At 47.2% G+C, this 12,398-nt stretch carries 13 protein-coding genes; 7 read left to right on the forward strand and 6 right to left on the reverse strand.

The genetic code is table 11. From position 1 onward, the window contains the following. Positions 1–755, reverse strand: a 755-nt coding sequence (locus ABEW32_RS11095; RefSeq protein WP_430187628.1) for an NTTRR-F1 domain, incomplete at its 3' end; no start/stop codon positions are given. A 407-nt stretch (positions 756–1,162) separates the two neighbouring features. Between ABEW32_RS11095 and ABEW32_RS11100 the strand changes: the two genes are divergently transcribed. Genes ABEW32_RS11100 through ABEW32_RS11115 form a run of 4 tightly spaced genes read left to right on the forward strand, consistent with a single transcriptional unit; the run spans position 1,163 to position 5,326 of the window. Then, entirely contained in the window at positions 1,163–2,275 is a 1,113-nt protein-coding gene (locus ABEW32_RS11100) for an ABC transporter ATP-binding protein (protein ID WP_430188022.1), read from the forward strand. Next, on the forward strand, positions 2,272–2,994 hold the full coding sequence (locus ABEW32_RS11105; RefSeq protein WP_430187630.1) for an ABC transporter permease: 723 nt from the start codon (positions 2,272–2,274) through the stop codon (positions 2,992–2,994). The genes ABEW32_RS11100 and ABEW32_RS11105 overlap by 4 nt, the downstream gene beginning before the upstream one ends. Before the next feature lie 5 nt (positions 2,995–2,999). Beyond that, positions 3,000–4,391 (forward strand): GldG family protein, encoded by a 1,392-nt coding sequence (locus ABEW32_RS11110; protein WP_430187632.1) that lies wholly within the window; start codon positions 3,000–3,002, stop codon positions 4,389–4,391. Further along, positions 4,388–5,326 (forward strand): DUF4340 domain-containing protein, encoded by a 939-nt coding sequence (locus ABEW32_RS11115; RefSeq protein ID WP_430187635.1) that lies wholly within the window; start codon positions 4,388–4,390, stop codon positions 5,324–5,326. The genes ABEW32_RS11110 and ABEW32_RS11115 overlap by 4 nt, the downstream gene beginning before the upstream one ends. Before the next feature lie 73 nt (positions 5,327–5,399). Here ABEW32_RS11115 and ABEW32_RS11120 read toward each other — a convergent pair whose 3' ends face one another. Further along, positions 5,400–5,597 carry a hypothetical protein gene (locus tag ABEW32_RS11120; RefSeq protein WP_430188024.1) on the reverse strand — a complete coding sequence of 66 codons (198 nt, stop codon included), beginning with the start codon at positions 5,595–5,597 and terminating at the stop codon, positions 5,400–5,402. Positions 5,598–5,790: 193 nt separating this feature from the next. Here ABEW32_RS11120 and ABEW32_RS11125 point away from each other — a divergent pair, with 193 nt between their 5' ends. Both ABEW32_RS11125 and ABEW32_RS11130 read left to right on the forward strand, forming a co-directional pair. Beyond that, positions 5,791–6,153 carry a sigma-70 family RNA polymerase sigma factor gene (locus ABEW32_RS11125; protein ID WP_430187638.1) on the forward strand — a complete coding sequence of 121 codons (363 nt, stop codon included), beginning with the start codon at positions 5,791–5,793 and terminating at the stop codon, positions 6,151–6,153. Then, positions 6,090–6,317, forward strand: a complete 228-nt coding sequence (locus tag ABEW32_RS11130) for a helix-turn-helix domain-containing protein (protein ID WP_430187641.1) — start codon at positions 6,090–6,092, stop codon at positions 6,315–6,317. The genes ABEW32_RS11125 and ABEW32_RS11130 overlap by 64 nt, the downstream gene beginning before the upstream one ends. A 192-nt stretch (positions 6,318–6,509) precedes the next feature. On the opposite strand, the gene ABEW32_RS11135 is transcribed toward ABEW32_RS11130, so the two are convergent. Further along, positions 6,510–8,090 (reverse strand): esterase/lipase family protein, encoded by a 1,581-nt coding sequence (locus ABEW32_RS11135; RefSeq protein ID WP_430187644.1) that lies wholly within the window; start codon positions 8,088–8,090, stop codon positions 6,510–6,512. Positions 8,091–8,284: 194 nt separating this feature from the next. Between ABEW32_RS11135 and ABEW32_RS11140 the strand changes: the two genes are divergently transcribed. After that, positions 8,285–9,271 carry a YhcN/YlaJ family sporulation lipoprotein gene (locus tag ABEW32_RS11140; protein ID WP_430187647.1) on the forward strand — a complete coding sequence of 329 codons (987 nt, stop codon included), beginning with the start codon at positions 8,285–8,287 and terminating at the stop codon, positions 9,269–9,271. 104 nt (positions 9,272–9,375) lie between these two features. Here the strand turns inward: ABEW32_RS11140 and nagA are convergent, their stop codons facing one another. From nagA to ABEW32_RS11155, 3 genes are read right to left on the reverse strand one after another with little or no spacing between them, the layout of a single operon-like run. Further along, positions 9,376–10,596: an N-acetylglucosamine-6-phosphate deacetylase gene (gene nagA, locus ABEW32_RS11145; protein WP_430187649.1), complete on the reverse strand. Its 1,221-nt coding sequence runs from the start codon at positions 10,594–10,596 to the stop codon at positions 9,376–9,378. Then, positions 10,593–11,321, reverse strand: a complete 729-nt coding sequence (gene nagB / locus ABEW32_RS11150) for a glucosamine-6-phosphate deaminase (RefSeq protein WP_430187651.1) — start codon at positions 11,319–11,321, stop codon at positions 10,593–10,595. Before nagB ends, nagA begins: the two co-directional genes overlap by 4 nt. A gap of 2 nt (positions 11,322–11,323) precedes the next feature. Then, on the reverse strand, positions 11,324–12,190 hold the full coding sequence (locus ABEW32_RS11155; RefSeq protein WP_430187654.1) for a MurR/RpiR family transcriptional regulator: 867 nt from the start codon (positions 12,188–12,190) through the stop codon (positions 11,324–11,326). Positions 12,191–12,398 lie beyond the last annotated feature (208 nt).

Consider the following 12,398-nt stretch of genomic DNA (forward strand, 5'->3'; position numbering starts at 1 on the left):
GTCGGTCCAGCAGGCCCCGTAGAGCCCGTGTCGCCCGTGTCGCCCGTAGCACCTGTCGGTCCAGCAGGACCGGTAGAGCCCACGACGCCTGTAGCCCCCGTCGGTCCGGCAGGCCCCGTAGCGCCAATGTCGCCTGTAGCACCCGTCGGTCCAGCAGGACCAGTGGAGCCCACGTCGCCTGTCGCACCTGTAGGTCCAGCAGGACCGGTAGAGCCCGTGTCGCCCGTGGCACCTGTAGGTCCAGCAGGACCGGTAGGCCCCACGGCTCCAGCTGCGCTTGCTTTTACAAGAGCAATAGAATCAATGGCTACATCAGCAGTGTTAGCCACGGCATTTTTGCTAATAACCAGAAAGGCATAGGCAGCATTATCTGGAACAGGAGCTGTTACTTCATACAGGCTTTGCCATGTTCCATTTACAGCATCGGGTAATGTGCCTGCGCTCAAATAGGTAGTCAATCCCGTGCCAAGGAAGTTAAAGGCTTCGTCATAGTAATACAATAAAATGTTGATTTGAGGATTGAACAGGCTTCCTATTTTTGCAACTGACAGGCTTAATGTATAGCTTTCGCCTGGAGTAGCAAAAACGACTTGGGAAAGAGATGCATCTACTGAGCCTCCTGCCAGGATTGCACTATAGAAGTTTGTCTTTTTTACGGATAAGTTAGTGACGGTTACATTAACAGCGTTCCAAAAAAGAGTTGATCCAATTTCGAAGTCGCCGTTAGAAACTAGATTGGTAAATAATACACTCATCGCTTTTTATACACTCCCTTCACACGTTGTAATGATAGTAGATGCGAATCCATACCATGGCGAACCGTACAAGTTTACGAGGGCAGATGCGTATTTTTTTAGTTCACATTTTAGACACAATATTTTAAGCTTCTATTTAAGTGATGTTAAGCTGAAGCTATATGTGAGGGATTATCATTAGAATTTAAAAGTGTAGCGTGAGTGCAAGGAGACCGCTCCGCTACTCATGCAACATTTTAGGTGGGAGGGAAGTAACGGAGGAGACCGCTTCGCGAAGGCTTTGAGCTTTCGGACGCTGGCGCTTCTTCAGCTTCAAATCCTCCGCTTCGCTGCTCCCTGCTTCTCATGCAACATTTGGGGAGGGGAGCAACAGGGAGGAGATCACGATAAACGAAAGGGTGAAACATGTGCTCAAAGTGCAGCAGGTGAGCAAGTGGTATGAAGGCAACCGGGGCGTACATAAGTTGGATTTTGAGATGCAGCGCGGTGAAATTGTCGGTTTCTTGGGGCCGAATGGTGCGGGTAAAACGACGACGATGCGCATGATTACCGGGTACCTTCAGCCAAACGAGGGAGTAATTACGATTGACGGTATCCCGATTCAGGATAAAGGCAGACAGGCCCGTTCCAAAATCGGTTATCTGCCGGAGACGCCCCCTTTGTATGGGGATATGTCTGTGAGATCATATTTAAAGTTTGTCGCTAGTATTCGAGACGTGCCTGCAAGAGAGCAGAAGCTGCGTATTTCGGAGATGATTTCCCGGTTGGGCCTGAATGGACGTGAAAAACAATTGGTGCGCAGCTTGTCCAAAGGATACAAACAGCGTTTGGGACTGGCAGGTGCGATTATTCACAACCCGGATTTACTGGTGCTGGATGAACCGACCTCGGGTTTGGACCCCAACCAGATTTTGGAGATTCGTCAGCTCATTCAGGAGATTGGTGAAAATCATACGGTATTGCTCAGCACGCATATTTTGCCTGAGGTGGATGCCTTGTGCAATCGGGTTCTGATCATCCATGAAGGGAGACTGGTCATGGACGGGCGTCCTGACGCGCTCGGGGGTTCGATGGAAGACGGATTCAAAGTGAAGGTGGAGGTCAAAGGCAAGCCTGAGCAGGTAATGGATGTTCTACGAGCTTGGGGAAAAGTAGAAATTGAATCTTTGGCGCCTACTCTGCCTTCAGCGAATACGAAGCTAACTGTCACAGCGCAGGATTTGACCGGATTGTTGCTTACAGGAGCTTCCGAAGAGGATTTTCGCGAAGAGCTGTTTTTTGTGCTGTCAGATGCGAAGCTTCCGATTTTGGAAATGAAAAAAGAAAACCTAAGCTTGGAAAATATCTTCCAGCAGTTAACGACTCGTGAGACGGAAGAAGGTCATGGTGACGATCCAGTAGTTCATGATCTACATACCTCTAAGAATGAAGCAACGGTCATCACGGTGGATCATGGAGAAGCCTTGGCCAGCAATAATGAGGTCGAGAAAGACAAGAATACAGGAGGTAATCGGTCATGAGGCGTTTGTTCGCAGTCTGTCAAAAGGAGCTGCAGGCCTATCTATGGACCCCAACGACGTATTTTGCGCTTGCGGTGTACATGCTGCTGACGGGGTTACTATTTTACACGAACTTTGTGATGTATCAGCCTAGTATTCTGGACTATCGGCTGGTACTCGGTGACACATTGTCCATGCTGGTGTTTGTCGTCCCATTACTCACGATGCGGCTGGTTGCAGAGGAATTCAGGCAGGGTACGGATGAGCTACTGCTGACCTCACCTGTGAGTGTGATGGAAATCATGATTGGTAAATTTTTGGCATCGTTAGGTATGTTGCTCATATTGGTGTTGTGTAGCCTGGCGTATCCGGTTGTGATGTCCTTTTATGGGTCGCTGGATTGGACGCTGGTATTTACATCCGTGATCGGCCTGTTTATGCTTGGCGCAGCCATGATGGCGATCGGCTTATTCGCATCGACGCTTTCACAGCATCAGATGATGTCAGCGGTTGTCAGTTTTATTCTTTTACTCGTGTTCTGGATGCTGGATTCGTTGGGTGGACAAACGGGTGCATCTGCGACGCTGCAGCAGTGGCTGGAGCCTTTCTCACTAACCGCACGGTTTGACAGTTTTACCAAAGGATTGCTAAATGGCGCCGATGTGTTGTATTACGTGACGGTGGCGGCGCTCTTTTTGTTATTTAGCATCCAAGTGGTTGAACGGAAACGGTGGAGGTAATGAAGATGAAAAAATGGCTGGGTCACACCAATAGTGTGGTACTATCGATTGCTGCTGTAGGTATTTTTATTTTATTGACGTTATTTCTGCGTTCACTGGGAGGCTTTCAACTGGATCTGACGGCAGGTAAGCAGTATACGCTGTCTGATCAGACATTGACGACTATTCAGGGTGTAAAGGAAAACGTACGATTGATTGCCTTTACCGTATCCACTTCGCAGAATCAGAAGCTGAACCGGGATGTTACGGATATGCTGAATGAATATGCCAAGCGCAACAGCAAGCTCAAAGTCGAGCAATACGATTTAAACCAGGAACCGATATTGGCTAAGCAGTATGGTGTTACTGCAGCCTCCATTGTGCTGGTGCAGGGAGAGAAGAAGCGGGTTATAGATATTGGAAGCCTATTTACGCAAGCTCAGGGGAGTGGTGAAGGAGCATACCAATTTACCGGGGAAGAAAAGCTGACAAGTGGCCTGCTGGGATTATCATCTACCCGGCAAGGAAAAGTGGTTTTTCTGACAGGGCACGAGGAAATTCCTTTGTCCCAAATGACCGAATTAAGCAGCTCACTGGCGCAAGATAATGTGAAAACAGAGGAAGTTCAGCTCAATCAAGCGGGGAGTGTGCCCAAAGATGCGTCTGTACTGGCTATAGTTGGACCAGAGCGAGATATTAGTACAACGGAACTAAAGAGTATTCGTACGTACCTGAATGATGGTGGAAAGCTTTTTATGGCTTTAGGATTTCACCCGAACATGGGGTCCAGCTGGAAAAATCTTGACGCCCTAGCGGCTGATTATGGGGTAAAAGATACTCATGCTATCGTGGTGGATCAGGAACAGACGAATACGCTGGGGCCTCTATGGACGGTTCCTACCTTTGGCAGTCATGCGATTACCGATAAATTGGCAGCCTCCAATCTGTATCCTGTTCTTTCGCTGTCTATTGCTTTGCAGACAGGAGAGCAGAAGGATTGGAAGACGACGCTATTGCTGAAATCTGCTGCAGCCAGCTATGGTGAAACGAATATTCAGGGACTGCTGAACAATGAAACGCAGAAGGATGACAAGGACCCGCAAGGACCGCTTGATCTCGGCTATGCCGTAGAAGGGAAAGATGGCAAGCCCAAAGCGGTTATTCTCGGAACGTCCGCCCTTCTAAGCGACACGGAGATCAGCACAGGAGGGAATCGAGACTTTGTGCTGAATAGTCTGAACTATGTACAGGAGCACTCGGATGGACTCACTATTCGTCCACGCCAAGAGCAGGATTTTAAGGTAGCTTATTTGACTGCTGCACAAGCAAAAACGGTATTGGCCATATCTGTCGTCGGATTGCCGCTGCTGTTTGCGGTGATCGGAATCTTATTATGGTGGAGGCGAAGAAGTGCATGAGAAAATGGATACCCACAGTGCTGCTGCTAGTTGTGTTGGGAGCGGGTATAATCTATGCCAAGAGCCAAAACTTCTTTCGTGAACAAGCTCCGGCGGCTCGCCAGCTCGTTCAGCTTACACAAGGAGATATTACGTCTTTTGCGATCACTGGAAAGGACGGCAAGTCGGTGGAACTTAATCAAAGCAATGGCAAATGGAGCATGAGTAAGCCACGAACTTACCCGTTAAATCAATATACAATAGACAATTGGCTAGCCGCGATTCAAAATGTAAAGTTGGGTGATGTCGTGGAATCATCTCCCACAGACGTAGCCAAATATGGAATTAGCGCTACCAATGACCGGATTGAAATTAAGACCAAGCAGGGTGATGTCCGCACCTTTGCCTTCGGTGAAACGCTGCCTTCCGGAGATGCTGTCTATGTATTATCAGACCAAAAGGAGATAGCTTCCGTACCCATAGATACACTTTCGGGGTTACTGCTGGGTGCTGATGATTTTACAGATACAACGCCGTTTGATTGGGATGATACCAAGCTGAGCGGAATAGAGTGGGAAGGCCAGAATGCCTCATGGATGCTCCGATCCTCTGATAACAATGGAACTGGGGACAGTGCTTCCGCATCTTGGACGCTAAACGGCAAGTCAGTAGCCAGTGACACGGCGACCTCCCTCTCGCAGCAAATCAAAAACCTGGCCAGCAACCAGGCCTTGCGCAAAGCCTCCGAGCTGAGCAAGCCTGTTCACCGCTTTACGCTGAGCATATCGCTGGATAAAGATGAGTCTCAGCAGGTCTATCAGGGCTGGACACTTAACGATGATCCAGATACTGTATGGGTTGTGCCACCACAAAGCAACTGGGCTTATGGTTTGTCAGTATCTGACGTGAATCATGCTGAACAGAGTGGCCCTGACCAGGCTAAGGCTAGCCAATAGTATTACTTTTATAATAGCTGAACAAAGAGGCTCCAACGGCGAATAATCGTCGCATGGAGCTTCTTTGTGTTCGTTATTCATCAGGCTTGCTGCTTTTGGAAGAATGGCTGTTATTGTCGTTTAAATCTTGAATAACCTGTATCAGCTCATGAAGTGAGAGATCCAGCTTATCCAATTTTTCCTCCATCGTATGCAGGATGTGCCGCAATAAAATAAAACAAAGTCCAGCCGGAAAGCCTACGTTGGTAACCAGAGAAAGAGCATCATCCATTTGCAATGCATTTCCCTCCTTTTTAGCCATATATAAAGGAAGGTAAATTAAAAGAACCATATACAACTGATTGTAAAAATAGTATAATAAATAAGAACAAATGTTCTGTTTTGGTTGTGAAATTGAACTACAAATTACCCTATAGTATGAGGATTTAGAAAAAGTCAAATCCAAAGAGAAAGGGTGATTTATATTGGATAAATCTCAGCTAACATTGGTAGAACAATACCGTAAGAAGTTGTACCGCATTGCCTGGAGAATCCAGTATCGTGCTCGGGTACAAACCAATCATGAATTTGTAATGGAAAAGAACGAAGCAGTCAGCGCCCCATCTTTTACAGAATCTGCAAACTCAAAAATGTACACACTACAGCTTATCAACTCTCTATCTTCTGAGATCGGAAAAATGATCATCTTTGACCTTTACATACTAGACAAAACCGAAGCACAGATTGCAAAAGAGTTAAAGCTATCCCAACAGGCGGTGAATAAATGGAAAAAGAAAATGCTCAAAGAGTTATTTCGGATGCTGAGTTCGTCCGATGGCTCAAATTAGCACAAAGTGGGGATCAGGAGGCCATAAGCAGGATACTTTATCTGTTCGAGGAAGATATTCAGAAGACGAGCCGATATATACGTATGTCCCGTGAAGATGCTGTTCAAAGTATCGTGGTTGATTTTATTGAAGAATTACGGCAAGAGCTGAAGACAGAAATCTAGAAAAATTGAGCATTATGGAAATAGGCTTGTTTATCCTTATTGGCTTAATAAGCTGAGAAATCAGACAAAGGATTGAAGATAGTGCATGAACTACACCCTATTTATCTATCAATGTTGTTTATAATAGTAAATAAACCTGCAAACGCCCATACTATGATAGGTGTTTGCAGGCTTTTTAAGTTGTAGATTTATTTAGTCGACATACTTGTTGCCGTCAGCGTCAATATAAATGGATTGAACTGCTGTACGGCGATAAGGATAACCAGCTGCTGTGGTACCGTTAATTTCATAGGTTACAGAATAAATACCAGGCTTGTCCGCTTTGGAAAGCTCAATTTGTCCAGTAGGGTTAACGGTTTTTTGTTGCAACGTCAGACCCTTGGACGCTGTACTGATTCCTTGTTGCGGATCACCATAGTATTGAACTTGGTAAGTGACTTGTGTGACGCTAGCCGACGAGTCCTGAGATTTCAGATTTAGTTTCGGGCCCGCTGCATTTAGATTGTATTTGAGCTCAGGTACCTGAACGGCATGATAGCGTGCAATCAGAAGATACGCACCACGATCAGGAATTAGGGCGTTCAACGTATAGGTGCCAGGTTGGGGAATGGTAATTACTGCACTATGATGCCAGGCGCCAGCAAAGATTTCTTCATCACGACCTGCTTTTACATTAAGCAATACGGTAGTACCGTCAGGCTTGGTCAACTCAAGTTGACTCACACGCTTATCGCTGATCCAGTCCAGATCAATGGATTGGACACCGTTTTCAACCGTGAGGGTTTCGGAGGCTTTTCCATCATAATCGCCGCCACGGATAAAATATGAATTATCGATCTCATTATAGGTGGCTTGTACAGCAGAAGCCGTCAGGGAAGGCGCTGCTGAAAACGCCTCCGTTTCTTGATTCAATGCTGGAGTGTTCGCTTGGAGGTAAGGTTGGATCAGGGAGAACACGTAAGAACCGGTACGAACCTTGGCATGATCCCAGGAACCGACTTTAACTACACGTCCGCCGGGAAGCTTAGCATTGTCGACTGTGACCACTCCATCATTTTTGCCGAAGGATGAGAGGTAAAGTCCACCCAGTATGTAGGAAGCGGTGCCGCCAGACCAGTTATCACCAGCAAATGTGAAGAACGGAATCGTAGTCGCATTGCTGAGCGCATCAGTTTTGGTTCGGAAATATTTCATATAAGATGTTTGTAACGTAGAGGTGCCGGGATTCTGTGAGCCGACGATATCTGCCAGCCATCCGGCCCAGCTGCTGTAGGCGAGATCTGCGAGTTGTGAGCCATGATGAGGACTGCTGAGGGTGATGACGCGTTGTACGTAAGGAGCTGCTCCGTTATATACGAGAGCGGTTTGAGTATCCACTCCACCTTTGCTGTGGGCGATGATGATGAGTTTTTTTCCAAAGTGATTACTAATAATTTTGATTTTGTCGGCTAGAAGCTTGCCATTCTCCCACATATCCTGGGATGTGCCATTTGCGTCGTACAGATTAATGGTGGCCGTCTGGTATCCGGCGTCACGGGCTTTTTGAAGCATGTCGTTATTATTCTTGGTCCACACTTCAGCACTGCTGTTCAAACCATGTACAAACAATAGTGCGGGCTTGGCAGGATCAACGTGATTAGGGGGCGGGCCTTCGAACCAGCTTCCAGCGGGATCTTTCGGGGTTTCAGGTGTAGTGGAGCCTGCAAAAGCACCGACGGGAACAAGAGTGACGGATAACAAAAAAATGAGCATCAAAACGGTAAGCTTCTTCAAACGGTAAATCCTCCTTTTTGTAAAATTAAGTATTTCGAACTTATTATACATGCCATCTTGTGGTAAATCATCAATTCTATTTCATATTTACATTAAAATTTTATTTTTTTAGTCATTTTTTAGTCAGGATATCCCTAGGATTGATGGCGCATGCTAATCCCGTCACACATTTTATATGTATGGAGGATGAGTTCATGCCAGGAACTAAGAAGGTCATCAGCTTGACGATTTCTGCTGCTTTACTTGCCAGCATGGCTACATTGACAGGATGTGGGACTGCAAATCATAACGTCCGCACGAATGCTACCCGCTATAACGCGCAAAGCACACACCATATGGATGGTGTAAATCGTTATGGTTTAGACGGTGTGAACCGTTTAGATGGCGTAAACCGGATGGATGGTGTGAATCGTTACGGGGTGAAATCCAATGGCATGGATGGAGTGCCGTTGAATGAAAATGCCAACAGAACCGGACATCCAACCCGTAATCTTCAAGTCGATCGCAACTTGTCCAAACGTATATCCGAGATGCCGGATGTAAAGTCTGCGACCGTACTGGTCGGTGAGCGTCATGCCTATGTAGCCGTCTCCTTAAAGGATCAGGCCAACGGAACAGGTGTCGGTACTCCAAGTGTCAGAGGTACTGGGAATTCCATGAATACACGTGGCATGACCACACCAGGAGTCGATGGTACTAGAGGCAACTATACTACCGATGGTACAGCACCAGGAATTACGCACAATGGAGTTAATAGTCATGGAACAACTCCGCGTCGTGGTGATGGACTATACGGTACAATGGGTACGGGTTCTTATGGTATGATTCGTGGTTTGACAGATGGTACCGGCACGAACGGCACCACAGTCGAAGGTGCAAGAACTGCATATGAGCCTAGCACATTGACCGAAGATGTCAAAAGTAAAATTGCCAACAAGGTTAAGCAATTTGCACCGTCGATTGAACAGGTATATGTGTCAGCGAACCCTGACCTGATCAAGCATACCACCGACTTGTCACGCAGTGTGGGAAGTGGTCATCCAGTTAGAGGATTGAGTAACGAATTGGTGGATGTCATTGAACGCGTATTCCCAACCCCTGCGGCTGGTACGAACCGTCCAATGCTAAATACACCAACAAGTCCACAAAATCATACGCCTGCACCGATGAATCATCGCTAATTCAAACTCTATAAATTGTGTGCAATGCCAAAAAAGAGCTATCCATCTCAGCATACGCTGGTGGATAGCTCTTTGATTTGGGGGAATGATATCACCTAACTGAATTATCTACGCATTCCTTTAATCCATACACCTTGCAGATTTAAATCGGCATCCAGCAATAAGACGTCTGCTTGTTTGCCTGCTTCGAGTGATCCTGTTCGATTAGCTATATTCAGGGATCGAGCCGGATTTAGGCTGGCAATCTGCGATGCCTCAGGAATACTCAAGCCTACATGCTGAACTAAATAGCGGAAGCCCTCAATCATGGTTAGGGTGCTTCCTGCCAATGTGACGCCATCCTCCAGTCGTGCGACACTGTCCTGTACAATCACTGGCAAATCGCCGAGTGTATAATGACCGTCTTCCAGCCCGGTAGCAGACATGGCATCGGTAATGAGGATGAGATTATGATCCTGTTTTAGCTTAGCAAGCAAGGCAATAGCAGCAGGATGCACATGGATGCCATCTGCAATGATTTCTGCTTCAATGCGCGGATCAGCGAGAACCGCTCCCGCAGCTCCCGGCTTTCGATGATGCAGCGGAGTCATAGCATTAAAAGTGTGCACGGCATGGTTCAGGCCCGCCGTCGCTGCCTGTTCAACCTCTTCATACGTAGCATCCGTATGACCGAGCGCCGCAGTAATGCCGTGACTGCGTAGCCACGCGATGAGTTCAAGGGCGCCTGTTCGTTCAGGCGCAAGTGTGACCTGGCGAACGAGGCCCGGGTAGTGCTGCTCCCATTCTGCCACCCAAGCGAGGTTCGGAGGCACGATATGTTCCGGGTTTTGTGCTCCTGCCCAGTTCGGGCTAATGAACGGTCCTTCCAGATGCACCCCCTCCAACTGCGCATGAGGCATGGGAAGTGTCATGTATGTGTGAACTTCTCTTAATACCCGGTCAATTTGTTCCTTGGGCGCAGTCATAGTGGTAGCCAGCATAGCGGTTGTTCCTTGCGAACTGTGAAAAGAGGTAATTGTATCCAGCACCTTCGAATTAGAGTCCATGAAGTCCTCACCGTTACCGCCATGAACATGAATATCGATAAAACCTGGTAGTAGGTAACCCCCCTCCAGACGCACAATATTCGCCGCTGTTGTTTTACCTTTTTCGGGATTGTCCAAGACCACAGAGGTCCAATCCACGGGTAAATCTTTCTCTGAACCAACATACACAATGGATTGCCCTTCAATGATGACAACTCCGTTGTCAATGATGTCCTGCCCAACGACGACCTGCCCATACAATAGCTGCGGTAGGTTACCGTTCATTTCGTCTGACTTCATTTGAACCATCCTCCTGCTTCCTGATCCAATAAAATAAGCACGTTGGGGTGGCATTGCAGCAGGGAGGCCGGACACTCCGTTGTGACGGGTCCAGTTAAAGCCTGCCTTGTAATGTCTGCCTTCTCTGCACCAAAGGCCACCAGTATAATTTGCTTCGCCTTAAGAATGGTACCCACTCCCATCGTGACTGCTTGTCTGGGGACTGCACCTATATCGCCAAAAAATCGGGCGTTGGCCGAGCGCGTTCTTTCTTTTAAATCTACAACATGTGTGGCACCAGTCAAGCTGTGACTAGGTTCGTTAAAGCCGATATGACCATTATGACCAATGCCAAGCAATTGGAGATCCACAGGCCCATGATCCAGAATGGCCTGCTCGTGGGCTGCACATTCTGCTGTAAGATCTAGTGCATTCCCATTGGGAACACGTGTATGAGAAATGGGAATGTCGATATGCCGAAACAGATGCTCATTCATAAAGCTTCGATAACTCTGCGGATGTTCTGGGGAGAGACCAACATATTCATCAAGATTGACGGAATAGGCGTGTGCAAAGCTCACCTGTCCCTTGCGGTACATATCTGCAAGATGTTGGTAAATGCCAATCGGCGTACTACCGGTGGCCAAGCCCAGCATAGCTTGTGGTTTGGACAACAGCAAGCTGGCGATCACAGTGGCAGCAGTAGCGTTCAGGTCTTCACGGCTGTTCAAAATGCGAATGTTCAACTTTAGTGCCCCCCTGGTTGTTTTTTGAGCTTACTCACTTGTTGATATGAACCTTCCAATCTCGGAATATATTTGTCAAAATTCGCGCTCACCATACCTGTAAACAGGATATCTATAATGTGAAGCTGGGCGATGCGGGAGGCCATGTCTCCACGCCGCATTCCTTCCTCCAAGGAAGAGGAAAATAGCGCAATATCCGCAAGGCTTGCCAGTGTATTGTTTCCGAAGGAGGTCAGGGATAATGTTTTGGCACCCTGTTCCTTTGCACAGCGTAGTGCCGCAATGGTCTCCTGGGTTTCTCCTGAGTAAGAGACGGCAAAGGCTACATCTTCCGCTCCGAGTGAGGAGGCGGAGGTGATCTGCATGTGAGAATCGGCGAAGGCGGTGCTATTCTTGCCAATACGGATCAGCTTCTGGTAAAAATCCTGCGCCACAATTGAGGATGTTGCCATCCCATAGAGATCAATACGACTTGTGGCTGACAGCCATGCAATGGCCTGCTCCAGCTTGTCGAAATCCAGCAGCCGGGTCGTGTCTGCAATGGAAGCCGTATGATTGGCCTGAATAGCCTGCACGATACGGGAGAGTGAATTTCCAGCCACAATGTCCTGATAGGATTGTTCACCTGTAAGGTTGGAATGGGATAGCTCGGTGGCCAGCTTCATTTTGAAATCAGGATACCCTTTAAAATGGAGGGATTTGCAAAACCGCGTTACGGTTGCGGCACTCACACCACAACGCTCTGACAGCTCCCGAATCCCCAGATGCAGTACATTCTCCGGGGCTTGCAGGATAGATTCCGCCAGCTTACGCTCTTGTACGGGCAACTCCTCCAGTCTATGGGATATTGTATGAAGAATAGGGGACATGAGCTGTGCTCCTTTAGCTATATAATGCTTATATGAAAAAAAATATCGTTAAATTAAATGAAATAAAGAAAATTATTTTCGTGTATATTGTAAAATATTTATGCTCCTGATACAAGAGGGGAGAAGCGGTATAACTTTCAAATGTAGCTTCTATAAAATGAATAATAAGTGAAGAAAAATTTGTTGAAATAATCATACATTAATTTAC

The sequence above is a fragment of the Paenibacillus jamilae genome (assembly GCF_050482105.1).
GTDB lineage: Bacteria > Bacillota > Bacilli > Paenibacillales > Paenibacillaceae > Paenibacillus > Paenibacillus jamilae_B.